Here is a 23,854-nt window from a genome sequence, read left to right as displayed (position 1 = left end):
GTCATGGTCGCTTGCATTTGAACAATCGTTGCTGATCCCAACTGGGGGCACTTGGGCTAGGCGACAGGGAACATGAAAACGCCACTCCGGCTGCTCAGAATGAGAAGCTGGCGCGGCGTGGTTCCCATGGAAAACGAATGAGGGATACACCGTGCCGCCTGTACGCAAGAGCCTTTTCGCCGCCGTCCTCGTTTCCGCGACCGCGCTTTCTCCATTCTCGGCCTCGGCGGAAACCATTATGGGTGCGCTTGCAAAGGCCTATCAGTACAATTCCACGCTGAATTCGGCCCGCGCCGGCGTCCGTGTCACCGATGAGGGCGTCGCAATCGCCAAGTCGGGCTGGCGCCCTACCATCAACGGGTCGGCGGCAATCGACTATTCCAGCAGCCATCTCAACGGCACCAACTCAAGCGTGCGGCTGACCACCGGCAATTTTGGCGTCCAGATCAATCAGACGCTGTTCGACGGCTTTCAGACCAGGAACAATGTCGCTGCCGCTGAAGCGCAGGTCCGCGCTTCCGTCGAAAGCCTGCGCAACACCGAAGAGAACACCCTGTTCAGTGCGGCCCAGGCGTATATGAACGTGATTCGCGACCGCCAGATCGCCGTGCTGACCGAACAGAACCTGCAATTCCTGAGCGAAACGGCGCGCGCGGCGCGTTCGCGCTTCGAGGTTGGTGAAGGCACGCGTACCGATGTCGCGCAGGCCGATGCATCGCGCGCCGCCGCCGTGGCATCGCTGAGCGCCGCCCGGGCGCAGGCACTGGCAAGTGCCGCGAGCTATCGCCAGATCGTCGGCGACGAACCGGGCAAGCTCAAAGCCGCTTCGCCGGTGGGAAAGCTGTTGCCGTCGAGCCTCGCTGCTGCCGTCGGGGTGGCTGCGAATGAGCACCCGGCCATCCTTGCCACCCAGCATCTGGTCGACGCCGCCGCCTTTTCGGTCAAGTCGGCCGAAGGCGCGCTGCTGCCGCAGCTGACTGCTTCCGCCGGCGTTTCGAGCGCTTATCGCAATACATCGCCTGGTGCCTTGCCGGGCGTTGCGTCGCAGGACGGCACCACCAATTCGGCCAGCATAGGCGCCACGCTGAGCATCCCGATCTATTCCGGTGGCCGCACCTCGGCGATCGTGCGCCAGGACAAGGAATCGCTCAGCCAGGCCCGCATCCAGGTCGACGTCAGCCGCGACCAGGTGCGCCAGGCCGTCACCGCCGCCTGGACCGAGTACACTGCCGCGCAGCAACAACTCGCGGCCAACAGGCAAGTGATCGAGGCCGCGAAGCTGGCACTGAGCGGCGTCATCGAAGAACGCAATGTCGGCCAGCGCACCACGCTCGATGTCCTCAACGCACAGGCAACGGTCATCACCGCCGAGATCAACCAGGCCGGCTTCGAGCATGATGTGGTGGTGGCGAGCTACGCCATCCTGCAGGCGACCGGCCGCCTGTCCGTCGACCGCCTTGGCTTGCAGGTGACAAAATACAGACCTGAAGAGCACTACAACGCGGTCAAGGACAAGTGGATCGGCGTGCGCACGCCGGACGGCCGCTGAGAGGTTCGGCTTTCGGCCCTCGTGCTTGAGCACGGGGCTTCGCTGCCCGTTGGTTCGGGATCTGGTCTAATCTGTTGAAATCCCACAAGTCCCCAGATTGGGGATTCTCGTTCGGCGATCCGTCGGTTACGCTGTCGTCATGATTCGATCCGGCTTTGCCGGAGCGGAAATCTGCAACGGGTCACTAGGGCGGCGGATGTGACGATGGCAACGGCAAGCAGCGCACAGCGCGAACCTTCCATGGAAGAGATACTGGCTTCCATCAGGAGGATCATCGAGGACAGCGACGGTGGCCGCAAGCAGCCGGGCGATGCCGATGAGTTGCGCCAGGATCTGGAGCCGGCGTCGAGCGCCGGTGCGGTCCCGGACGTCGAGGCATTCCGTGCCGACCTTCATGCCGCCCCCGAGGTCAAGAAACCGGTGACGCTGGCAGAAGTCCAGGCACAATTGCCGGCCGCCGCGCAGGTGATTGCGCGCATGGAAACGCCTTTGCGCGCCGAACCCGCCCCGGCAAAGCCTTCGATGACACTTGCAGAGGTTAGCGCCCGGGTCGCCGCCGAACCGACCCCGCTGGCGACCGTCGAGGCGCCAGCGGCGCATTCCGCCGATGCCCCCATTGCCGATTGGCGGCGCGAGATTGCGGCGGTCGGTGAGCAGGCGAGGGCGGTGCCGGACAGGGGCGAGGCACGCAAGCCGGATGCCCAGCCGCCGGTGGAGACTCCAAGGGACGAACCGCCTGCGAAAGCAGCCGTCGAGCCGTCTCGACCGGACCCAAGCGTGGTGCGACCGGTGGCGGGCAGCGATGCGCCGCGTCCGGCAATCGTTTCCGAGCACACCGGCAGGCAGGTTGCCGCCGCCTTTGGTGAGCTTTCCGACGCGTTTGCCAGCCGCAGCAAGAAGACATTCGACGAGATGGCCGAAGAGATGCTGCGGCCGATGCTGCAGGATTGGCTCGACAACAATCTGCCGACCCTGGTCGAAAGGCTGGTGCGCGAGGAGATCGAGCGCGTGGCGCGCGGGGCGCAGTAATCTCGTCTCAATCATCCTGAAACGCCGCCCGTGGGGCGGCGTTTTTGTTAGTGAGTCAGCCCACGCCGGCCGCAAAGCAAGCAAGGTTGCCGTCTGGATCCCTGATGAACGTGCGCGCGCCCCAGGGTTCGGTTCGCAATGTCTGGTGGAAGGGCCCTCCGGCCGGAAGCCGATGCGCTCTACAACAGCGCTGGCAAATTATTGCGGCGACACCTGCCGGGCAGGCGCGTGCTATCTTTCCCTGCTATCGTTGATCGATGGATCGCAAGCGGACCTACAGCTACAGACTGGGAGCAGTGGTTCCCATGCTCACCGATGAGGAGCATGCGGACGTCGTGCGTGATGCACATGACACGATAGACGCAGTGATGCCTATTGCGCCAAAACCGGAGCATCCTTGGAGGAGGCGCGAAAGGCGCTGCCCAATCCTTCGGCGGATCGATATTTCGAACTCACCGGCTTCAAATTATGGACCGTGTACGACGTGTTCTATGTGCGCCGTTCCGACTACGGCCCTAACTGCCCGGCGTGTGGAAAGCCATACCGGACGCCGAGGGCGAAGTTTTGTGCCGAGTGCGGGCACGGCCTTCCGTTGAAGTGAACAAGGCGGCGCCTATTTGCTAGTGATGAACCGGCGCAGCCCTTGCGGTTGACTTGGCCAAAACCTTCCGATTTACAGCGGACCAGCAAAACTCCCGACAGCGCGGACCATTTTCCCATGCTTGAAAAGACCTACGACGCAAAAACCGTCGAGCCGAAGATCGCCAAAGTCTGGGAAGAGGCCGACGCGTTCCGCGCCGGCGCCGGGGCCGAGGAGGGGGCGGAAGCCTTCACCATCGTCATCCCGCCGCCGAACGTGACCGGCTCGCTGCATATGGGCCACGCGCTCAACAACACGTTGCAGGACATATTGGTGCGCTTCGAGCGCATGCGCGGCAAGAACGTGCTGTGGCAGCCCGGCATGGACCATGCCGGCATTGCCACGCAGATGGTGGTCGAGCGGCAGCTGATGGAAAAGCAGATCCACCGCCGTGACCTGACGCGCGAGCAGTTCATCGAGAAAGTGTGGGAGTGGAAGGCCGAATCCGGCGGCGCGATCTTCAACCAGTTGAAGCGGCTCGGCGCCTCTGCCGACTGGTCACGCGAACGCTTCACCATGGATGAGGGCCTGTCCAAGGCCGTGCTCGAAGTGTTCGTCACGCTCTACAAGGAAGGGCTGATCTACAAGGACAATCGCCTTGTGAACTGGGATCCGAAGCTGTTGACCGCGATCTCCGATCTCGAGGTCGAACAGCATGAGGTGAATGGCAATCTCTGGCACTTCCGCTATCCCGTCGAGGGCCAGGTCTTCGATCCGGAGAACCCGAGAACCTTCATCACCGTGGCGACGACGCGCCCCGAGACGATGCTGGGCGACACCGCCGTCGCCGTGCACCCCGGCGACGAGCGTTTCCGGCACCTGGTCGGCAAGAACATCGTTCTGCCGATCGTCGGCCGCAAGATCCCGGTGGTGGCGGATGAGTACTCCGATCCGGAGAAGGGCTCTGGTGCGGTCAAGATCACGCCGGCGCACGACTTCAACGATTTCGAGGTCGGCAAGCGCCACAAGCTGCCGGCAATCAACATCCTCACCATCGAGGCCGCGGTAAGCCTCAAGGACAATGAGGATTTCCTTGCCGGTATCGAGGTGACGCCGGAGCGGCAGGCGGTCTGGGATGAACTCAACGGCCTCGATCGTTTCGTCGCGCGCAAGAAGATCGTCGAGCTGATGGAAGAAGGCGGCTTCCTGGAAAGGGTCGAGCCGCATCGCCACGCGGTGCCGCATGGCGACCGCGGCGGCGTGCCGATCGAGCCGTTCCTGACCGAGCAGTGGTATGCCAACGCGGCGGAACTGGCCAAGCCGGCGATCGCCTCGGTGCGCGAAGGCCGCACCAATTTCGTGCCGAAGAACTGGGAAAAGATCTATTTCGACTGGATGGAGAACATCCAGCCCTGGTGCATCTCGCGCCAGCTGTGGTGGGGTCACCAGATTCCGGCCTGGTACGGGCCGGACGGGCGCGTCTTCGTCGAGAAGACCGAGGAAGAGGCGCTGGGCGCGGCGATCGAATATTATCTGGCGCTGGAAGGACCATGGAAGGCCTGGGTCGAGGACAAGCTCGAGAATTACAAGCCGGGCGAGATCCTGACCCGCGACGAGGACGTGCTCGACACCTGGTTCTCGTCGGCGCTATGGCCGTTCTCGACATTGGGATGGCCGGATGAGACGCCCGAGCTGAAGACCTACTACCAGACCGACGTGCTGGTCACCGGTTTCGACATCATCTTCTTCTGGGTCGCCCGCATGATGATGATGGGCCTGCACTTCATGGACGAGGAGCCGTTCCACACCGTCTACGTCCACGCGCTGGTGCGCGACAAGAACGGGCAGAAGATGTCGAAATCGAAAGGCAACGTCATCGACCCGCTCGACCTGATCGACGAATACGGCGCCGATGCCTTGCGCTTCACCCTGACGGTGATGGCGGCGCAGGGCCGCGACGTGAAGCTCGATCCGGCGCGCATCGCCGGCTATCGCAATTTCGGCACCAAGCTGTGGAATGCGACGCGCTTCGCCGAGATGAACGAGGTCGCGCGCAATGACGATTTCTGGTTGAACGACGCCAAGCTGGCGGTCAACCGCTGGATCCTGACCGAATTGACGCGGGCGGCGCGCGAGATCACCGACGGCATCACCTCGTACCGCTTCAACGAGGCGGCGGGGGCCGCCTATCGCTTCGTCTGGAACCTGTTCTGCGACTGGTACCTGGAACTGCTGAAGCCGGTGTTCATGGGCGCCGACGAGGCGGCCAAGGCGGAGAGCCGCGCCTGCGTCGCCTTCGTGCTCGACGAGATCTACAAGCTCTTGCATCCGATGATGCCGTTCATGACCGAGGAACTGTGGGCGCAGACCGCTGGCGAAGGCAAGGAACGGCCGTCGCTGCTGTGTCATGCGGCATGGCCGTCGCCGGACTTCGAGGACGCCGATGCCGCCGCCGACATCAACTGGCTGGTCGACCTTGTCTCCGGCATCCGCTCGGTGCGCTCCGAGATGAACGTGCCGCCGGCAGCCATCGCGCCGCTCGTCGTGGTCGGTGCCAACGACGTCACACGCGAACGGCTCGTTCGCGAGGACTCGGCGATCAAGCGGCTGGCGCGGGTCGGCGACATCTCGCTGGCCGATATCGCCCCGAAGGGTTCGGCGCAGATCGTGCTCAATGAGGCGACGATCTGCCTGCCGCTTGGCAGCCTGATCGATCTCGCCGCCGAGGCAACACGGCTGCAGAAGGAACTGGCCAAGGTGACCGAGGAAATCGCGCGCCTGCACAAGAAGCTGTCGAACGAAAGATTCGTCGCCAGCGCGCCGGCCGAGATCGTCGACGCCGAGCGTGAAAAGCTCGCCGAATACCGCGACGCGCAAGACAAGCTTTCGGTGGCGTTGACCAGGGTTCGCGACGCCGGGTGAGGGCAGATTCGCGGCGCTTCGGCCGGCCTCGAAATCGGGGCTTTTTGCCTCGAAAATAGGCATTCCGTAGCGTTAATGTTGACGTAAACGGAAAGTTTTAGCCCCATTGTTGCCATAATGTAACAATGGGGCTCTGGACCCCTAAAAATCGCTATTTCTGAGCCCTTGTGGCCGGTTTCGCTCCCTTTTTCGGAGTGACGTACGCCTTGGGGGCCGTTTTTCGACCTTGCCGCGCCGGCTTGCATTATGTCGAAAATGCGCTCGGCGAACATGTACATGTACGCCTCATGAATTCGTTGTTGCACCGTTAACCTGAATTGGTTCTAGCTTGATGCACTCGAATTCGGGGAGGTTCTTCATGACTATTTCGCGACTGAAAGCACTGCTGGGGGCGGGGTGCTTTTCGCTGGCTTTGATCGGAACGGCGATGAGCTCGGCGCATGCCGGCGGTATCGAGCGCGGCGGCTACGACATCGATCTTTTGTTCGACCCGGCACCTTTCGCGACGGAAGCTGAAGCGACCTTTGTGATGCCGCAACGCAAACTCAAGAATGCGGTGGATACGGACCCGAGCGACGGCAATTTGACGTTCCTGGGCAGCACGGCGAATGACAGCGAGAGCTACTGGGTGCCGCGCATCGGCGTCAAGGCCGAGCTCGTCAAGGGCATCGACTGTATGTTCGACTATTCCCAGCCTTGGGGCGCGCACACAAATCCGGGTCTGTGGGCCGGCGCCGAGTCCAACATGGAAACGGACATCAAGAGCGACAACTACGCCGGCACGTGTTCCTACAAGATGGATGCCGGCAAAGGTCAGATTCGCTTCATCGGCGGCGTCTACTACCAGGAAGTCCATGGCTTCAAGCAAGACCTGGTGTCGCCGCTGGTGCCGGATTTCCAGGGAACCGGTCGTGTTGATCTCAAGGGCACCGGCTGGGGCTGGCGCGCCGGCCTTGCCTATGAAATCCCTGAGATCGCGCTGCGCGCCAGCCTCGTCTACAATTCGCGGGTCAAGCTCGACAACATCTCGGGCACGCTGGACCTGACGCATGTCGGCATGGTCGTGCTGCCGATCTATGGCTCAACGCAGTACATGCCGGACACGGTCGAATTGAAATTGCAGTCAGGCATTGCGCCCGGCTGGCTCGCCTTCGGCTCGCTCAAGTGGGTCAATTGGAGCCTGCTGCAGAGTGTTCCGATTTGCGTCCAGGGCACTCCCTCGGCGCTGTGCGTTACCGGCGATGCCCTGCATTCGGCGCAAATTACCTCGCTGGACCTGATGTATCGTGACGGCTGGACCGTCACCGGCGGCATCGGTCACAAGTTCAACGAAGAGTGGAGTGCGGCTGGCCAGCTTTCCTGGGATCGCGGCACTTCGCACGGCTACGGCTCGCAGACCGATACCTGGACCGTGGGCGGCGGCGTCGCCTACACGCCCAAGCCCAACATCGAGGTTCGTCTGGCCGGCGCGATTGGCGTGCTGACCAGCGGCCACTCGGGAACGGTGGCTGGTGAGAACGGCTATGTGGCCGGCGAGGAAGTCAGCTACGACTTCGGCAACGATCTGGTCACGGCGATTTCGGGTGGCCTCAAGATCAAGTTCTAAGCCCCTGGAAAAGCGAATGAAAAGGCCGGGCATTGCCCGGCCTTTTTCGTTTGTGCCGGTGTTGTCGCCGGCTCCGTCATCCAAGCTGCGTTGCATATAAGCCGCACCAATGCCCCTCTTGCGATTGTGACGTTTCGGCAACACTTTCTGAACAACCCCTGCGCTACAAATCCCGCCGAGGTAATTGCCCATTTCCCGCCATAAACCCGGCGCAACTCGATCTTGTCTCGGGACACGCGCCAAAAGGCTCGGCGATGGGGCAGGCCGCACCGCCCGCGGCAAGGAAGAGTATGGACGCCAGAGTCATTTCCAAGGCCAAGCTCCCGAGCCGCCATGTGACCGTCGGTCCGGCGCGTGCGCCGCACCGGTCCTATCTCTATGCGATGGGATTGTCGGCGGCCGAGATCGCGCAGCCGCTGGTCGGCGTGGCGTCCTGCTGGAACGAGGCGGCACCCTGCAACATCTCGCTGATGCGCCAGGCGCAGGTGGTCAAGAAGGGCGTCGCGGCCGCCAGCGGCACGCCGCGCGAATTCTGCACCATCACCGTCACCGACGGCATCGCCATGGGCCACCAGGGCATGAAGTCGTCGCTGGTGTCGCGCGAGGTCATCGCCGATTCGGTCGAGCTCACCATGCGCGGCCATTGCTATGATGCGTTGGTTGGGCTGGCCGGCTGCGACAAGTCGCTGCCCGGCATGATGATGGCCATGGTCCGTCTCAACGTGCCGTCGATCTTCATCTATGGCGGCTCGATCCTGCCCGGCAGCTATCGCGGTCGCCAGATCACCATACAGGATGTGTTCGAGGCGGTCGGCCAGCACTCGGTCGGCACGATCGGTGATTCCGAGTTGCTTGAAATCGAGCAGGCGGCCTGTCCGTCGGCCGGCTCCTGCGGCGCCCAGTTCACCGCCAACACCATGGCCACCGTCGCCGAGGCGATCGGCCTGGCGCTGCCCTATTCCTGTGGCGCGCCGGCCCCTTACGAGATGCGCGACCGTTTCAATTTCGCCTCGGGCGAAAAGATCATGGAACTGATCGCGAAAAACATCCGGCCGCGCGACATCGTCACGCTCAAGGCGCTGGAAAACGCGGCGACTGTGGTTTCGGCCACCGGCGGCTCGACCAACGCAGCACTGCACCTGCCGGCGATCGCCCACGAGGCCGGCATCAAGTTCGACCTGTTCGACGTGGCGAAGATCTTCGAGAAGACGCCCTACATCGCCGACCTCAAGCCGGGCGGCAAATATGTCGCCAAGGACATGTTCGAGGCCGGCGGCATTCCGCTGCTGATGAAGACGCTGCTCGACCACGGCTATCTGCATGGCGACTGCCTGACCGTGACTGGCCGCACTTTGGCCGAAAATATGCAGCACGTTGTCTGGAATGAACATCAGGACGTGGTCCGTCCCGCCGACAGACCCATTACCAAAACCGGCGGTGTTGTGGGCTTGCAGGGAAACCTTGCCCCCGAAGGTGCGATCGTGAAGGTCGCCGGCATGACGGAACTCAACTTCTCGGGTCCGGCGCGCTGCTTCGATTCGGAAGAGGAATGTTTCGAGGCGGTGACGCAGCGCAATTACAAGGAGGGCGAAGTTCTCGTCATCCGTTACGAGGGACCGCGCGGCGGCCCGGGCATGCGCGAGATGCTGTCGACGACGGCAGCCCTTTACGGCCAGGGCATGGGCGGCAAGGTGGCGCTGATCACCGACGGGCGCTTCTCGGGCGCGACGCGCGGTTTCTGCATCGGCCACGTCGGGCCCGAGGCAGCCGTGGGCGGTCCGATCGGGCTGCTCAGGGATGGCGACGTGATCTCGATCGACGCGGTCAACGGCACCATCGATGTGGCGTTGTCCGACAGCGAACTGGCTGCGAGGGCAAAGACCTGGAAGGCGCGCACGACCGACTATCAGTCGGGCGCGATATGGAAATATGCACAGACGGTTGGGCCGGCGCGCGATGGCGCGGTCACCCATCCGGGCGGTGCGAAAGAAACACATTGCTATGCGGACATCTGAGTTGTTGAGGTCGTCTGTCTTTTCGGCACTGGTCGTGTTCGCCACTTTTGGCGCGACCTTTGGCGCCGTGGGCCAGGCCATGGCCTTCGACGACAAGGTGTTCGACGACAAGACCGGCGTGAAGCCGCAATCCAGCCCATGGGCGGTGTTCCAGTTCGGCTTTTCCGCCTACAAGAACGGCCACAAGGAACAGGCCGCCGAGGCCTATAAATACGCCGCCGAGAACGGCCAGATCGGCGCCACCTGGAAGCTTGCCCGCATGTATGCCGAGGGCGACGGCGTGGCGCGCGACGACTATGAGGCGTTCAAGTTCTTCTCGGAGATCGTCGACCAGGATGTCGAGCCCGGCTCGCCCGAAGAAAGCTATGTCTCGGACGCGCTGGTGGCGCTTGGCGACTATCTGCGCAAGGGCATTCCCGGCAGCCCGGTCACCGAGAACGAGGTGGCGGCTCAGGAATATTACATGCGCGCCGCCGCCAATTACCGCAACCCGAACGCGCAGTTCGAGATGGGGCAGATGTTCCTGAAGGGCGAGGGCGGCGTGAAGGCCAGCGTCAAGCAGGCCGGGCGCTGGTTCCAACTCGCCGCCGAGAAGGGCCATGCCGGCGCGCAGGCGACGCTCGGCCATCTGTTGTTCCAGAGCGGCAAGATCGTTCGCGGCCTGGCGATGATGACCGCCGCGCTCGAACGCGCTTCGCCGGCCGATCAGCCGTGGATCCGCGGCATGCAGGAAGAGGCATTCGCCACCGCCGGCGAAGCCGACCGCCGCACCGCGATCTCGCTGGCGGACGACATCCTCACCAAGGGCGGCAACGCAGACCAGTAGTCTCGCTGGCCGCGCGGGGCCTAACCAGCAGCACTCGATTTCGATCTTGATCAGTTCGCGGTCGGCTCCGTCGGCACCATGCTGGGAGCCGGCGTCGAGATCGGCGTCACGTGCGGGTGCGGCGCCATCGTGTTCTCAGGGCAGCTATCCCCGACCTTTGTCCACGAGGTGTTGTTGAGCACCATGTCGCAGCGGGCAAGATGGCTCTGGTCGGCAACCGTCAGGCAGGCGACCTGTCCGACCGGATACGATTTTCCATTGGCAAGACATTCCGGGGCGGCGAAAGCCGGTACGATCGCGGCCATGGCAAATGCCAGGCCGATCGGACAAAGAACAATACGAATAGTCATGGGAACCCCGGCCGCCATGATGATCCCTCATCATGCGCCGGAATGTGGCTGTATGAGGTCAAGCGCCGGCGTGTCCCGCATCAGGCTGCCGGACAGGGGTTCTCCGTCAGGCCGGCTGCAGCGCGAGATCGATCGCCACCGGGACGTGATCGGACGGCTTTTCCCAGGCGCGCACATGCTTTTCGATCGAGGCCGCGGAAAACCGGTTGGCGGCTTCCGGCGACAGCAGCAGATGGTCGATGCGGATGCCGTTGTTCTTCTGCCAGGCGCCAGCCTGATAGTCCCAGAACGTATAGGTGCCGGATCCGTCGGTGACCGCTCGCACCGCCTCGGTGAAACCAAGATTGAGCAGCCGGCGGAAGGCCTGCCGCGTCTGCGGCTGGAACAGCGCGTCGCCCAGCCAGTTCTCCGGAAACCGTGCGTCGATCGGCTCGGGAATGACGTTGTAGTCGCCGGCCAGGACCAGCGCCTCTTCCAACCGCAGCCGCTCCTGCGCCCAACGCTCCAGCCGCTCCATCCAGGACAGCTTGTAGGAGAACTTCTTGTCGTCATCGATCGGATTGCCGTTCGGCAGATAGAGCGAGGCGACGCGCAATGCACCCTTGTCGGTCGAGAAGACGCCTTCGATGAAACGCGCCTGCTCGTCGGCATCGTCGCCGGGCAGGCCCCTGATAACCTCGTCGAAGCGCAATTTCGACAGGAGGGCGACGCCGTTGAAGCCTTTCTGGCCGTGGGTTTCGACATTGTAGCCAAGCGCCTCGATCTCGGCGCGCGGGAACTGGTCGTCGACCGTCTTGATCTCCTGCAGGCAGACGATGTCGGGCGCGCTCTCGGTCAGCCAATGGGTGAGGTTGCCGATGCGGGCGCGCACGCCGTTGATGTTCCAGGTGACGATTTTCATGACGGTCTCGATGCTGTTCAGTGAGGATCTTGCGGCGGGTGGCGTTCGACCAGCCCGATCGTATTGCCAGCCGGGTCCTTTAGGAAGGCCATCCATTCGCTTTCCCCCGCCGGACCGAACTGGCCTTCGGTGTCATTGTGCATCAGCGTCGGCGGCGCGGTGAAGGGGACGCCCGCGGCTTTTGCCTCGGCATGGAAATGGTCGAGGCCTGATATGTCGAGATAGACGGTTCCGGCCGGTATGCCGTCGGTGAACAACAGCCGCACATCGCCGGCCATGATGAAGGCGATGCCGGGCGGATCGAAGCGCGCGTGCAGGTTCATGCCGAGCACATCGCGCCAGAAGGCCAGAGTGGCATCGAGGTCGCGTCCGGCCGACAGCGCGATCTGACGGACCGCGCCGATTGCAGGCATTTCTATATGGAAAAGCTCGTGCCGCAGCCGCAGGAGGCGACGGCGTTCGGGTTCCGGATCTGGAACGACTGGCCCATCAGGTCGTCGACGAAATCGATCACCGAGCCACCCATATAGACAAGCGACAGATCGTCGATCAGCACCGTGGCGCCGTCCTTCTCGATGGCGACGTCATCGTCGTTGCGGGTGTCGACCAGATCGAACTTGTAGGAAAAGCCGGAGCAGCCGCCGCCTTCAACCGAGACGCGCAACGCCGTCTTGCCGGCTTCGCCGGAGACAATCTTGGCGATCCGCCTGGCGGCGGCCTCGGTCATGTCGACTTTCATGGCAGTCTTGGCATCCGCGCCCATCGGCGTCACCTTGCTTTCGGTTTCACATGATAGGTATGAAGCGCGACGGGGCAAGTCAACTGCGGCAGCATCAGCCATGACAAATGAGCTTGGCGACATCGGATTCGGCTATCGGCCGCGCGCGGCCTATGCCTGCGATCCGGCAAAGTCGCGCGGGCGGCTTTTCGACGAGGTCGAGAGCCCGACGCGCACGCCGTTCCAGCGCGATCGCGATCGCATCATCCATTCGACGGCGTTCCGGCGGCTGAAACACAAGACGCAGGTCTTCATCGCCCATGAAGGCGATCACTATCGCACCCGTCTGACCCATTCGATCGAAGTGGCGCAGATCGCGCGCGCGCTGGCGCGGGCGCTGCGCGGCGACGAGGATCTCGCCGAAGCGGTGGCGCTGGTGCATGATTTCGGCCACACGCCCTTCGGCCACACGGGCGAGGACGCGCTCAACGAGAAGATGGCCGCCTGGGGCGGCTTCGACCACAATGCGCAATCGCTGCGCATCGTGACAAGGCTGGAGGCGCGCTACGCCGAATTCGACGGGCTCAACCTGACCTGGGAAACGCTGGAAGGCCTGGTCAAGCACAATGGACCGCTGACCGACAGCAATGGCCAGGGTTTGAAGGGGCCGGTGCCGCAGGCGATCCGCGATTATTCGGAGCTGCACGACCTCGAACTGGACCGGTTTGCCGGCATCGAGGCGCAATGCGCGGCGATCGCCGACGATATCGCCTACAACACGCATGATATCGACGACGGCTTGCGGGCAGGGGTGCTGACCCTGGATATGCTGGAGACGGTCTCATTGCCGGGAACGATCCTGAAGGGCGTGCGCGCCCGCTATCCGGCGCTCGACGACGTGCGCACCGGCCATGAACTGCTGCGGCGCCAGATCACCGACATGGTCGAGGATGTCATCGTTTCCACCACTGCCAATCTGGAGCGGATCAAACCGCGGAGTGCCGACGCGGTGAGGGCAGCCGGGGAGACGATGGTGACTTTTTCGACCGAAATGGCTGCCTTCGAGAAAGAACTGAAGGCCTTTCTCTACAAGCACCTCTACCGGCACGTGGAGGTGATGCGGGTGCGCGCCGATGCCGAGCAGATCGTCAGGGACCTGTTCGACGTCTATTTCGCCGATCCGCGCGCCATGCCGGACGGCTGGCGCGAGGGGCTCGATCGGGCCGACGATCGCATCAAGGCGCGCAACGTGACCGACTTCCTGGCCGGCATGACCGATACCTACGCGCTCAAGGAACATCGGCGTTTGTTTGACCGCACTCCGGATTTGAGCTAGGGCGGGCTCGATTTTGCCGGCCAACGAGCCGGATTCGCTACAAAGCCGCCAGAGCAATACCCATGAACATCTTCGCCGACTTCACCGCGCGAATCACAAAAGCCGTCGAAGCGCTTGATCTGAAAGACAATGATGGCGTTTCGCCGGACCTGTCGCGCATTGCCGTCGAGCCGCCGCGCGACGCCAGCCATGGCGACCTGGCGACCAATGCGGCCATGGTTCTGGCCAAGCCGACCGGCCAGAATCCGCGCGCTCTGGCCGAAAGGCTGGCGCAAGCGCTGCGTGGCGACAAGGACGTTGCCGCTGCCGAGGTCGCTGGTCCCGGCTTCGTCAATCTCCGGCTCAGGGACGGCTTCTGGCAGGCGCATCTGACCGCGCTGCTTGGCGAAGGCCGCAACTATGGTCGCTCGACGGTTGGCGCTGGCAGGAAAACCAATGTCGAATATGTCTCGGCCAATCCGACAGGCCCGATGCATGTCGGCCATTGCCGGGGCGCCGTGGTTGGCGACGCGCTCGCCAATCTGATGGCCTTCGCGGGCTACGACGTGACCAAGGAATACGTCATCAACGATGCCGGCTCGCAGATCGACGTGCTCGGCCGTTCGGTCGTGCTGCGTTACCGCGAGGCGCTTGGCGAGGATATCGGCGAGATTCCCGCCGGGCTTTACCCCGGCGACTACCTGGTTCCTGTCGGCCAGGCGCTGGCCAGGGAGTTTGGCCGCTCGTTGCTGGAGATGCCGGACGACGAGGCGCTGGCCATCGTCAAGGACCGCACCATCGATGCGATGATGGCGATGATCCGCGAGGATCTGGCGATGCTCAACGTGCATCACGACGTGTTCTTCTCGGAACGCACGCTGCACGCCGACAATGCCAAGAAGATCCGCTCGGCGATCAGCGACCTGACGCTGAAGGGGCATATCTACAAGGGCAAGCTGCCGCCGCCCAAGGGCGAGAAGCCCGACGATTGGGAGGACCGCGAGCAGACGCTGTTCCGCTCGACGGCCGTCGGCGACGACATGGACCGGGCGCTGGTCAAGTCGGACGGTTCGTTCACCTATTTTGCCGCCGACGTCGCCTATCTCAAGGACAAGGTCGATCGCGGCTTCGTCGACCTGATCTATGTGCTCGGCGCCGACCATGGCGGCTACGTCAAGCGGCTGGAAGCGCTGGCGCGGGCGATTGCCGGCGATAAGGTGAAGCTTACCGTGCTGCTGTGTCAGTTGGTGAAGCTGTTTCGCGAGGGCGAACCTGTGCGGATGGGAAAGCGGACCGGGAATTTTGTTACCCTTCGCGAAGTCATCGAGGAAGTGGGACGGGATGCCGTCCGCTTCATGATGCTGTACCGTAAGAACGATGCACCGCTCGATTTCGACTTCGCCAAGGTGACCGAGCAGTCCAAGGACAATCCGGTGTTCTATGTGCAGTACGCCTCGGCGCGCTGCCATTCGGTGTTCAGGCAAGCGAGCGAGCAACTGGGCGAGGCCAATTTCGATCGCAACAGCCTGGCCTCCGCCGTGACGTCGCTGACCGACGAGGGCGAGATCGGCCTGATCCGCAAGCTTGCCGAATACCCGCGCCTGATCGAGTCCGCGGCACTTGCGCTCGAGCCGCATAGGCTGGCATTTTACCTCTATGATCTGGCTTCCAGTTTCCACGGACACTGGAACCGTGGCACAGATAATCCGGACTTACGTTTTGTTAAGGTTAACGACCGACAATTGACGCATGCCAGACTAGGGCTGGTGCAGGCTGTTTCGGACGTTCTGACGTCCGGCCTGACGTTGATCGGAGCCGCTGCGCCCACCGAAATGCGTTAGGTTTGACTAAAAAACCTGTCACCTTTTGCCCACATTGCGCTGGTAAGGGCCAACCCTACGCGACGTCCATGGCGTCCGAATGAGTGCGAGTTCGGGAACAATAATGGCAGACAGAACCCAGCTGAGAGCAGCCGACAACAACGACATCGCTGGCGATGATCCGTTCGCTGAACTGACCAGGATCATGGGATTCGACCCACGCCAGCCGGTCAGGCCGCAAGCGCCCGCCCAGCCGAAAGCCCCCGTCGCCGATCAGCCGGCGCAAGAGGGGGATTTCGATATCGATCTCGAGAAGGAACTGATGGGCGAGTTCGGCGCTGACGACAGCGACGCCGCTCCGGTTGCCGAAGCTCATGAGCCGACGTTCGAAACGGCTGATGCCAATGCGGCTGATGTCAGCGCGATGGACGACGATCTCGCACTGTCGCTCGACGACGATTTCCATCTCGACTTGTCGGATGTCGACGACCATGCAGCCGTCGCCAGCCATGGGGATTTGGACGCTGCCGAAACCGCGCCAGCCGTCGAGCCGGCTTTCGAGTCTGATTTCGACAATGCCGTCGCAAGTTCGCTCGAAGACGTTTCGCCCTTCGAGGACGATCAGCCGATGGAGGACGAGCTTGCCGCGTCGCTCGATCAGGACTTCCGGATCGACGAGGAAGCCGACGAGGTGCAGCACGCCGCGCCCATCGCCGACGTGCCTGCTGCTGTCGTGCCGGCCTCCGATCATGAATTCGACGATGCGGTCGCGATCTCGCTAGAAGACGAGCTAATGCTCGACGACCATTCCGAGGCCGAACGGTCCTTCACGGCCGCGGACCCGGTCGAGTACCCCATGCCGGCGCAAGCGACCGCGCGTGACGTCCAGGCAATCTCCGACGAGGATTTTGCCGGCCACTTCGACGACGCCATGGCTGATGTCGATATGGATTTTGCCAGTCGCGGGGATCTTGACAGTCGCGCGGATCTTGACAGTCGCGCGGATGAGCCGGTCGCATTCGATGAGCCGGAAGCGGATGATGTGCCGGCCGAAACCGCGGACGCCAAGGGCGAGGTTTCCAGCCCTGCAGGCGCGTCGGACGATGGCTTCGACCTGGACTTCGACGATACGTTTGCCGAGACGGCCGACGAGCCCGTCGTCGAGGCCGCAGCCGCTCCGGTCCAGCCAGTGGCGCCGGCCGTTGATGTGGCCGAGCAAGCCCCGATCGAGGATGAACGAAGCCTGGAAGACGAGTTGAATGCGCTGCTGGGTGCCATGACCGCGCGCACGGTGGCCAGGGAGCCCGTGATGGCTCAACCGGCTGTCGCCGCTCAACCGGCTGTCGCCGCGGTTGCGGAGACCGCTGAGGAGCCGGCCGATCTTGTCGGCAACCTCGAGTGGGATCTCGACGAACCGACGCCTGATGAGCAGCACCACCTTGATGCTGCTCAAGCCGCAGATCCGGATCTCGACGATCTGCAGCTTGATAACTTTCAGGACCAGGATCAGCGCTCCGATGTCGCCGCGCAAGACGATGTCGATTTCGACGATGATGCGTTCGACGCGGCTTTGGCCAAGAGCCTGGATCCGCGCGACACGGCCACTTCCCGGCCCGATCAGAACGATTCACTCGATTGGCTGGCGGAACGTTCCGAGCCGACGGAGCCGACCCGTTCGTGGAGCCGCGTGACGCCGGTTCCGCAGCAGCCGGCATTTAGCGCTCAGCCGACCGCTTCGATAACACCCCGGGCCGCCGCGCCGGCAGTCGCCGCGGCGCCGTCCTATCGTTCGGCCGAGCCAGTCGAGACCGCCGCCCATGCAGCTCCCGTATCGGTGCCGCAACCCCGTCAGTCCGCGCGCTACGAAGACATGCCCGATGTCGAGACAGTCGATGTACCCGAGCGTGTCGTGGCGCTGGCGGACGATCTCGACATCCCGGAACTGCATTTCGAGGAAGACGCACCGGCGACGCCTGGTTATGACGATCTCGACGCTGAGTTCTCCAGCCTTCTCACCGAAATGAACGCAGTGGATGTCGCTGCCGCTCCCGCCGGCAAGGGGGCCAGTGCGTCCTACGACGATGATTCCTACAACGCCGGGTTCAAGCCGGGCTATGACGCGGTCAAACCGGGCTATGACGGACTGAAGCCGGCCTATCAGCCGGAAGCGCGGACCTATGCGGCGCGGCCGGCGGAAATGTCTGCCCGCACGACAGCGTCAGCCGGCTATGCCGATGCCGCGAGTTTCGACCTCGACAGTTTGCCCGGCAGCCAGCCGGTTTCGCAGGCGGACGATTTCACCGTCGACGAACTCGACTACGATCCCGAACTGGACGAGGCGATGGCCGTTCCGGGTCTCGGCGAGCGGGAGGCCGCGAGGCCCTCGCGCCGACGTGGCCTGTTCATTGCGGCGATTGTCGGCGCGGTGGCGGTCGCTGGTGGCCTCGGCGCCTTTGCGCTGTCTTTGGGCGGCAAGGGCGGCAGCGAAGCACCGGTGATCGTCAAGGCCGACAACGCACCGATCAAGGTCAAGCCGGAAAATCCGGGCGGCACGGTGGTGCCGAACCAGGACAACAAGGTCTACGACGCGGTGGTCAAGGGAACAAAGCCCGCCGAGCCGGTTCAGGAAAAGCTGGTCACCAACACCGAAGTGCCTGTGGATGTGCAGGCGAAGGATCCCGCCCGCGCCATCGATCTTTCGCCTGACCAAAACGCCGCGGCAGCTGCAACGGATGACGGCAACGCTGCGTCGACGGCCAGCGCGGCGCCAGCCGACAACGCCGCGCCGGCGCCGAAATCCGAGGATCGCATCGCGCAGGTGTTGCAGGATGCCGACAAGGGCACCAATGCCGATGTCGTCGCCGTGGCGCCGCGCAAGGTGAGGACCATGGTGGTCAAATCTGACGGTTCGCTGGTGCCGCGTGAGGATCCGGCGCCCGCGGCACCGCAAGTGGCGGCCGTTGAGCCGGCCGACCCGGCGCCGCAGCATGTTGCCCCTTCGGCCCAGGCCGACGCGGACCAGACCGGCACGGTGGCGCCCGCCGCCGCCCAGGCAGACGACGAGCCGGCCCTCAAGCCGGCGGCCAAACCGGCAGCCGCGCCCAAGGCCGAGGCCAAGCCCCAATCCTCCTCCAGCACACAGTCGGCCAACACGCCGGCCAAGGTTCCGGTCGCGCCGCAGCGCCCGTCCGACCAGCCGGTCGATGTCGTCGGCGAGGTCAAGCCCGACCAGGTTGCATCCATCGATCCGGCATCGACCGCGACTGGTGGTGGTTCGTGGTCGATGCAGATCGCTTCGCAGCCGACGGTCGAAAGCGCCCAGTCCAGCTATCAGGACCTGCAGCGCCGCTACGGCAGCGTGCTTGCCGGCCGTACCGCCAACATCGTCAAGGCCGAGATCGCCGGCAAGGGCACCTTCTACCGGGTCCGCGTGCCTGCGCAGTCGCGCAACGACGCGATCAACCTGTGCACCAGCTACAAGGCCGCCGGCGGCAACTGCTTCGTCTCGCGCTAACAGCCGATCCAGCCAATCAAAGCCGGCGCGGTCCAGACCGCGCCGGCTTTTTCGTGGGAAACAGACCTGGCGTTTGACCGCATGCGGTCCGGGACGATTCCCTTTGATCACGCAAAGCCCTAAACTCCTGGCATGACCGAATCAAAATCCATGATCCTCGGCTGCGCCGGGAAATCGCTCACTCGCGAAGAAATCAATTTCTATCGCAATGAATGCCCGTGGGCCTTCATCCTGTTTGCGCGCAACATTGGCGAGACCGAGCAGATCCGCGATCTGGTCGCCGAGATGCGCGACTGCATCGGCCGTCCGGACGCGCTGGTGTTCATCGACCAGGAAGGCGGCCGGGTGCAGCGCCTGCGGCCGCCGCTGGCGCCGAACTATCCGGCCGGCGGCGCGCTTGGCGCGCTGTGGCGCGACGATCATGACGCCGGCGCCCGCGCGGCCTGGCTGATGGCCCGGCTGCATGCCTTCGACCTGCTTCGCTATGGCATCACGGCGGATTGCCTGCCGGTCCTCGACGTGCCGATCGAAGGCGCCAGCGACGTCATCGGCGCGCGCGCCTATGGCAAGGAGCCGCGACCGGTGATCGAACTCGGCCGCGCCGCCGCCGAAGGCTTGATGTCGGGTGGCGTGTTGCCTGTCATGAAGCACATTCCGGGTCATGGCAGGGCCTTTGCCGACACGCATTTCGAGTTGCCGACGGTGGACGCTTCGCTCAGCGATCTGCAGCGGCATGACTTTGCCCCGTTCAAGGAGCTAAACCATCTGCCGATGGCGATGACAGCGCATGTCGTCTACAGCGCAATCGACCCGAAGAACCCGGCGACGACCTCCGGCAAGGTCATCGACGAGATCATCCGGCGTGAAATCGGCTTCGACGGCTTGCTGATGAGCGACGACACCTCGATGAAGGCACTTTCTGGGGATTTCCCGACAAAGGCGGCTTCGATCCTTGCGGCGGGCTGCGATCTGGTCCTTCACTGCAATGGCGTTTTCGAGGAGATGGCCGGCATCGCATCGCGGACCACGGGGCTCGAGGGCAAGTCGCTGGAGCGTGCCAAGCGGGCGCTGACCTATATCAGCAAAAGCGACGCGGCTGAAGAAACCGAGATACGCGCGGAATTCGCCACCTATTTCGATGCGGTGGCCTGACAAAGGAAGCGAGAGGGCGTGGCGGAAACATTGGAAAGCAAGGCCGCGAAGGCCGCACCGATGGACCGTCTGTGGGCCGAGAATGACGATTCACGCGTCACTGGCGATCCGTCGCTGGTCGTCGATGTGGCCGGCTTCGAAGGCCCGCTCGATCTCCTGCTGCATCTTGCCCGCACCCAGAAGGTCGATCTGGCGAGGATTTCGATCCTGGCGCTGGTCGAGCAATATCTAGCCTTTGTCGAGACGGCGAGGGCGCTCAGGCTCGAGCTTGCCGCCGACTATCTGGTGATGGCTGCGTGGCTGGCCTTCCTCAAGTCGAAGCTGCTCATTCCCAAGCAGCCGGGCGACGAGGGCGAAAGCGGCGAGGAGCTGGCGGCGGTGCTGCAGTTCCGGCTGAAGCGGCTGGAGGCCATGCGCGACGCCTCGGCGCGCCTAGTCAACCGCAACCGGCTCGGCCGCGACGTGTTCGCGCGCGGCATGCCGGAAATGGTCATCGTCGAAAAGCGCAACGCCTATTCGGCCTCGCTCTACGATCTCCTGACCGCCTACGCCCAGCAGCGGCAGAAGCAGGCGATCAACAATGTGACGATTGCCAGGCGCGGTGTCTGGTCGCTCAAGGACGCGCGCGACATCCTGACCCGGCTGGTCGGCGCGGTGCGCGACTGGACGGCGCTGGAGAGTTTTCTGATCGAATACATGACCAGCCCCGAGGAGCGGCGCACGGCGATCGCCAGCTCGTTCGCGGCCACGCTGGAACTGGTGCGCGAAGGCAAGATGGACATGCGGCAGGACGAAGTGTTCGCGCCGATCTATCTGCGCGGCCGCGTGCAGGCAATCAAGGCAGTCGAGGTGGCATCATGAGCGAACGCGCCAACGCTTCGGTTATCCCGTTCAAGGTCGACGACGAGCCGGAAGCGGAGTTGTTTTCCCAGGAACCGGCCGAGCAGGTCCAGAATCCGGCCGAGCGGCTGCATTTGGCGGAAGCCGTGCGCATGGCCGAGGCGATCGTGTTCGCCAGCGCCGAGCCGGTCAGCGAAAAACAGCTTGCGGCGCGCCTGCCCGACGGCATCAACATCGCCCTGGCGATGGCCGACCTGCAGCAGATCTATGCGCGGCGCGGCGTCAATCTGGTGCGCGTCGGCGACGCCTGGGCGTTCCGCACCGCTGGCGACCTGGCCTTCCTGATGAGCCGCGACACGGTGCAGCAGCGCAAGCTGTCGCGCGCGGCGCTCGAAGTGCTGGCGATCATCGCCTACCACCAGCCGGTGACACGCGCCGAGATCGAGGACATCAGGGGCGTCGAAACCTCGAAAGGCACGCTCGACACGCTGCTGGAAACCGAATGGGTGCGCATGCGCGGCCGGCGCAAAACGCCGGGACGCCCCGTTACCTATGGCACGACAGAGACCTTCCTCGACCATTTCGCGCTGGAGGAAATCCGCGACCTTCCCGGCATGGAGGAACTGAAGGGGGCAGGGCTGCTTTCGGGCCGCATGCCGTCGAATTTCTCCATTCCGCAGCCACCGGCCGACCCCGATGCGCTGACCGACGACGAGGATGCGCTGACCGACATCGACCTTGAGGAACTCGGCCTGCTGACGCCGCGCGTCACGGAAGATTGACTGGCAATCGCGGCCAATCCGTCGAGGATGCGCGGATTCGTAGCGGGCCGTCACGCCGAAAATGCGTGACATCCGCCACCCTTTCATAAACTCTGTCGCAGTTGTGTTTGAATCCCTACGCGAAAACGCATAGATCATCGCCAGGGAAAACATTCGAGAGAGATTTGCTATGGGTTCATTTTCGATTTGGCACTGGATGATCGTGCTGGTGATCGTGCTTTTGGTGTTCGGCCGTGGCAAGATCCCAGAGCTGATGGGCGACATGGCCAAGGGCATCAAGAGCTTCAAGAAGGGCATGGCCGACGACGACGTTGCCGACGACAAGCGCACCGTCGAACACCGTGCCGACGAGACCGTTTCGGCCGCGAAGGAAAAAGCCAGCAAGAGCTGAGCCACAGGTTCTAGTCGGAACAGAGTGCCATGTTTGAAGTCGGCTGGACCGAAATGCTGGTCATCGCGATCGTCATGATCGTGGTCGTCGGACCCAAGGATTTGCCCAATATGCTGCGCACCTTCGGGCGCACGACGGCGAAGCTGCGCGCCATGGCGGCCGACTTCCAGAAACAGTTCAACGAGGCGCTGAAGGAAGCCGAACTCGACGACGTCAAAAAGTCAGTCGACGAGCTCAGGGGCCTCAGTCCGATGGCCGAGATCAGGAAGCAGCTCAATCCGTTCGAACAGGCAGCGGCCGATGTGCGCTCCGGCGTCGACGCGGTTATGAAACCGAAGCCGGCAGATGATCCGGCAGCGCCCGCCGCCTCGACGCCGCAGGCGGCAGAACCGTTGAAGAACGGCGCGACGACCATGCCTGGCGTCAACGGGCCGGAAGCGGCGCCGGCAGCGCCGATTTTCCCGGCCATGACCGATGAATCGGTGGTGACGGCGTCAGTGCCGACAGAACCGGCGGCGAAGGCGTCAGCGGCGAAGAAGGTGACCGAGGCTGTGCCGGCAAAGGCGACACCGGTTGCAAAAGCGCCGGCCAATGCTTCCACAAATGGCGCAAAGGCTTCCGCTTCGGCAAAAGCTGTGACTGCGAAGGCTACGCCCGCATCCAAGGCGCCGGCGAAGGCGGTGACGGCGGCAAAGCCTGAAGCGCCCAAGGCCGCGAAGCCGGCCGCGGCCAAGACGGTCGCGACCAAGACCGCGACGAAAGCCGAACCGAAGCTTGCCGCGGCGAAGAGGCCGGCGGCCAAGAAGACGGCGGGAGCCGCCAAGTGAGCGTTTCGGACACGGAAAAAGGACGAGATCGAGAAATCGTCGGCGCCGCTGATGGAGCATCTGATCGAGCTGCGCCGGCGGCTGATCTGGTCGATCGGTGGCTTTTTCGTCGCCTTCCTGGTGTGTTTCTTCTTCGCCAAGAGGCTGTTCAACGTGCTGGTGATCCCGTTCAAATGGGCGACCAAGTGGGCCGGGCTTGATCCGCACAAGGTCGAGCTGATCTACACCGCACCGCAGGAATTCTTCTTCACCCAGGTCAAGCTCGCCATGTTCGGCGGCATGGTCATCGCGTTTCCGCTGATCGCCACGCAGATCTACAAGTTCATTGCGCCCGGCCTCTACAAGAACGAGCGCAACGCCTTCCTGCCGTTCCTGATCGCGTCGCCGATCCTGTTCCTGATGGGCGCGTCGCTGGTCTATTTCTTCTTCACGCCGATGGTGATGTGGTTCTTCCTCGCGATGCAGCAGGCCGGCACCGACGACCAGGTGCAGATTTCGCTGCTGCCGAAAGTGTCGGAATATCTCAGCCTGATCATGACGCTGATCTTCTCCTTCGGGCTGGTGTTCCAGCTGCCGGTGGTGACCAGCCTGATGACGCGGGTCGGCATGCTGTCGTCCAAGGCGCTGGCCGAAAAGCGCAAATGGGCGATCGTCATTGCGTTCGTCGTCGCGGCGGTGCTGACGCCGCCCGATCCGATACATGGTGTGCGGACTGCG

General features: G+C 63.5%; 18 protein-coding genes and 2 pseudogenes. 15 read left to right on the top strand and 5 right to left on the bottom strand.

Annotated elements, in window-relative coordinates:
- The first annotated feature begins 151 nt into the window (after positions 1-151).
- Both ACFSQT_RS28115 and ACFSQT_RS28110 read left to right on the top strand, forming a co-directional pair.
- A complete protein-coding gene (locus ACFSQT_RS28115; RefSeq protein ID WP_379024250.1) occupies positions 152-1,549 on the top strand; it encodes a TolC family outer membrane protein in 1,398 nt (465 codons plus the stop codon).
- A 204-nt stretch (positions 1,550-1,753) separates the two neighbouring features.
- Positions 1,754-2,578, top strand: a complete 825-nt coding sequence (locus ACFSQT_RS28110) for a DUF2497 domain-containing protein (RefSeq protein WP_379024248.1) — start codon at positions 1,754-1,756, stop codon at positions 2,576-2,578.
- Between the two features lie 55 nt (positions 2,579-2,633).
- Here the strand turns inward: ACFSQT_RS28110 and ACFSQT_RS28105 are convergent.
- Positions 2,634-2,741, bottom strand: a pseudogene (locus ACFSQT_RS28105) (VOC family protein); the annotation flags it as partial.
- Between the two features lie 555 nt (positions 2,742-3,296).
- On the opposite strand from ACFSQT_RS28105, the gene ACFSQT_RS28100 reads away from it, so the two are divergent.
- The 4 genes from ACFSQT_RS28100 to ACFSQT_RS28085 all read left to right on the top strand — a co-directional run bounded on the left by ACFSQT_RS28100 (position 3,297) and on the right by ACFSQT_RS28085 (position 10,527).
- Positions 3,297-6,080 (top strand): valine--tRNA ligase, encoded by a 2,784-nt coding sequence (locus tag ACFSQT_RS28100; RefSeq protein ID WP_379024246.1) that lies wholly within the window; start codon positions 3,297-3,299, stop codon positions 6,078-6,080.
- Positions 6,081-6,438: 358 nt separating this feature from the next.
- Positions 6,439-7,686, top strand: a complete 1,248-nt coding sequence (locus ACFSQT_RS28095; RefSeq protein ID WP_379024244.1) for an outer membrane protein transport protein — start codon at positions 6,439-6,441, stop codon at positions 7,684-7,686.
- A gap of 290 nt (positions 7,687-7,976) precedes the next feature.
- Entirely contained in the window at positions 7,977-9,701 is a 1,725-nt protein-coding gene (gene ilvD, locus ACFSQT_RS28090) for a dihydroxy-acid dehydratase (protein ID WP_379024242.1), read from the top strand.
- Positions 9,688-10,527 carry a tetratricopeptide repeat protein gene (locus ACFSQT_RS28085; protein WP_111547387.1) on the top strand — a complete coding sequence of 280 codons (840 nt, stop codon included), beginning with the start codon at positions 9,688-9,690 and terminating at the stop codon, positions 10,525-10,527. Before ilvD ends, ACFSQT_RS28085 begins: the two co-directional genes overlap by 14 nt.
- A 50-nt stretch (positions 10,528-10,577) precedes the next feature.
- Here ACFSQT_RS28085 and ACFSQT_RS28080 read toward each other — a convergent pair whose 3' ends face one another.
- From ACFSQT_RS28080 to erpA, 4 genes are all read right to left on the bottom strand, one after another.
- Positions 10,578-10,895 carry a hypothetical protein gene (locus tag ACFSQT_RS28080; RefSeq protein WP_379024240.1) on the bottom strand — a complete coding sequence of 106 codons (318 nt, stop codon included), beginning with the start codon at positions 10,893-10,895 and terminating at the stop codon, positions 10,578-10,580.
- 88 nt (positions 10,896-10,983) lie between these two features.
- The gene (gene xth / locus ACFSQT_RS28075) at positions 10,984-11,778 is read right to left on the bottom strand and encodes an exodeoxyribonuclease III (RefSeq protein ID WP_379024238.1); all 795 of its coding nucleotides are present in this window, start codon (positions 11,776-11,778) and stop codon (positions 10,984-10,986) included.
- A 17-nt stretch (positions 11,779-11,795) separates the two neighbouring features.
- Positions 11,796-12,191, bottom strand: a complete 396-nt coding sequence (locus ACFSQT_RS28070) for a VOC family protein (protein WP_379024236.1) — start codon at positions 12,189-12,191, stop codon at positions 11,796-11,798.
- A 2-nt stretch (positions 12,192-12,193) separates the two neighbouring features.
- Positions 12,194-12,541: an iron-sulfur cluster insertion protein ErpA gene (erpA, locus tag ACFSQT_RS28065; RefSeq protein WP_027024881.1), complete on the bottom strand. Its 348-nt coding sequence runs from the start codon at positions 12,539-12,541 to the stop codon at positions 12,194-12,196.
- A 76-nt stretch (positions 12,542-12,617) separates the two neighbouring features.
- Here erpA and ACFSQT_RS28060 point away from each other — a divergent pair, with 76 nt between their 5' ends.
- The 9 genes and pseudogenes from ACFSQT_RS28060 to tatC form a co-directional block, all read left to right on the top strand.
- On the top strand, positions 12,618-13,832 hold the full coding sequence (locus ACFSQT_RS28060; protein WP_379024234.1) for a deoxyguanosinetriphosphate triphosphohydrolase: 1,215 nt from the start codon (positions 12,618-12,620) through the stop codon (positions 13,830-13,832).
- A gap of 62 nt (positions 13,833-13,894) precedes the next feature.
- Positions 13,895-15,652, top strand: a complete 1,758-nt coding sequence (gene argS / locus ACFSQT_RS28055; protein WP_379024232.1) for an arginine--tRNA ligase — start codon at positions 13,895-13,897, stop codon at positions 15,650-15,652.
- Positions 15,653-15,755: 103 nt separating this feature from the next.
- On the top strand, positions 15,756-19,145 hold the full coding sequence (locus ACFSQT_RS28050) for an SPOR domain-containing protein (RefSeq protein WP_379024230.1): 3,390 nt from the start codon (positions 15,756-15,758) through the stop codon (positions 19,143-19,145).
- Positions 19,146-19,277: 132 nt separating this feature from the next.
- Complete coding sequence (gene nagZ, locus ACFSQT_RS28045; protein WP_379024228.1) at positions 19,278-20,297, top strand: beta-N-acetylhexosaminidase; 1,020 nt, start codon at positions 19,278-19,280, stop codon at positions 20,295-20,297.
- A gap of 60 nt (positions 20,298-20,357) precedes the next feature.
- The gene (locus tag ACFSQT_RS28040) at positions 20,358-21,158 is read left to right on the top strand and encodes a segregation and condensation protein A (RefSeq protein WP_379024404.1); all 801 of its coding nucleotides are present in this window, start codon (positions 20,358-20,360) and stop codon (positions 21,156-21,158) included.
- Positions 21,155-21,919: an SMC-Scp complex subunit ScpB gene (gene scpB / locus ACFSQT_RS28035; protein ID WP_379024226.1), complete on the top strand. Its 765-nt coding sequence runs from the start codon at positions 21,155-21,157 to the stop codon at positions 21,917-21,919. The genes ACFSQT_RS28040 and scpB overlap by 4 nt, the downstream gene beginning before the upstream one ends.
- A gap of 169 nt (positions 21,920-22,088) precedes the next feature.
- Positions 22,089-22,310 (top strand): twin-arginine translocase TatA/TatE family subunit, encoded by a 222-nt coding sequence (locus ACFSQT_RS28030; RefSeq protein ID WP_015317533.1) that lies wholly within the window; start codon positions 22,089-22,091, stop codon positions 22,308-22,310.
- Between the two features lie 29 nt (positions 22,311-22,339).
- The gene (tatB, locus tag ACFSQT_RS28025; RefSeq protein WP_379024223.1) at positions 22,340-23,137 is read left to right on the top strand and encodes a Sec-independent protein translocase protein TatB; all 798 of its coding nucleotides are present in this window, start codon (positions 22,340-22,342) and stop codon (positions 23,135-23,137) included.
- Positions 23,134-23,854 (top strand): annotated as a pseudogene (tatC, locus tag ACFSQT_RS28020) (twin-arginine translocase subunit TatC); the annotation flags it as partial. The gene tatB and the pseudogene tatC, both read left to right, overlap by 4 nt.

The organism is Mesorhizobium calcicola, from assembly GCF_042682105.1.
GTDB classification, from domain to species: Bacteria; Pseudomonadota; Alphaproteobacteria; order Rhizobiales; family Rhizobiaceae; genus Mesorhizobium; species Mesorhizobium calcicola.
The sequence above is the reverse complement of the archived record's forward strand: the minus strand, read 5'-3'. Positions and strand labels throughout refer to the sequence as shown.

Excerpts from the sequence above, each read along its gene's own strand:
- ACFSQT_RS28095 (WP_379024244.1), top strand. The coding sequence starts at position 6,439 with ATGACTATTTCGCGACTGAAAGCACTGCTGGGGGCGGGGTGCTTTTCG.
- ACFSQT_RS28030 (WP_015317533.1), top strand. The coding sequence starts at position 22,089 with ATGGGTTCATTTTCGATTTGGCACTGGATGATCGTGCTGGTGATCGTG.
- ACFSQT_RS28060 (WP_379024234.1), top strand. The coding sequence starts at position 12,618 with ATGACAAATGAGCTTGGCGACATCGGATTCGGCTATCGGCCGCGCGCG.
- xth (WP_379024238.1), bottom strand. The coding sequence starts at position 11,778 with ATGAAAATCGTCACCTGGAACATCAACGGCGTGCGCGCCCGCATCGGC.
- ACFSQT_RS28070 (WP_379024236.1), bottom strand. The coding sequence starts at position 12,191 with ATGCCTGCAATCGGCGCGGTCCGTCAGATCGCGCTGTCGGCCGGACGC.
- ACFSQT_RS28050 (WP_379024230.1), top strand. The coding sequence starts at position 15,756 with ATGGCAGACAGAACCCAGCTGAGAGCAGCCGACAACAACGACATCGCT.
- nagZ (WP_379024228.1), top strand. The coding sequence starts at position 19,278 with ATGACCGAATCAAAATCCATGATCCTCGGCTGCGCCGGGAAATCGCTC.
- ACFSQT_RS28085 (WP_111547387.1), top strand. The coding sequence starts at position 9,688 with ATGCGGACATCTGAGTTGTTGAGGTCGTCTGTCTTTTCGGCACTGGTC.
- tatB (WP_379024223.1), top strand. The coding sequence starts at position 22,340 with ATGTTTGAAGTCGGCTGGACCGAAATGCTGGTCATCGCGATCGTCATG.
- scpB (WP_379024226.1), top strand. The coding sequence starts at position 21,155 with ATGAGCGAACGCGCCAACGCTTCGGTTATCCCGTTCAAGGTCGACGAC.
- argS (WP_379024232.1), top strand. The coding sequence starts at position 13,895 with ATGAACATCTTCGCCGACTTCACCGCGCGAATCACAAAAGCCGTCGAA.
- ACFSQT_RS28040 (WP_379024404.1), top strand. The coding sequence starts at position 20,358 with ATGGACCGTCTGTGGGCCGAGAATGACGATTCACGCGTCACTGGCGAT.
- erpA (WP_027024881.1), bottom strand. The coding sequence starts at position 12,541 with ATGGGCGCGGATGCCAAGACTGCCATGAAAGTCGACATGACCGAGGCC.
- ilvD (WP_379024242.1), top strand. The coding sequence starts at position 7,977 with ATGGACGCCAGAGTCATTTCCAAGGCCAAGCTCCCGAGCCGCCATGTG.
- ACFSQT_RS28110 (WP_379024248.1), top strand. The coding sequence starts at position 1,754 with ATGGCAACGGCAAGCAGCGCACAGCGCGAACCTTCCATGGAAGAGATA.
- ACFSQT_RS28100 (WP_379024246.1), top strand. The coding sequence starts at position 3,297 with ATGCTTGAAAAGACCTACGACGCAAAAACCGTCGAGCCGAAGATCGCC.
- ACFSQT_RS28080 (WP_379024240.1), bottom strand. The coding sequence starts at position 10,895 with ATGGCGGCCGGGGTTCCCATGACTATTCGTATTGTTCTTTGTCCGATC.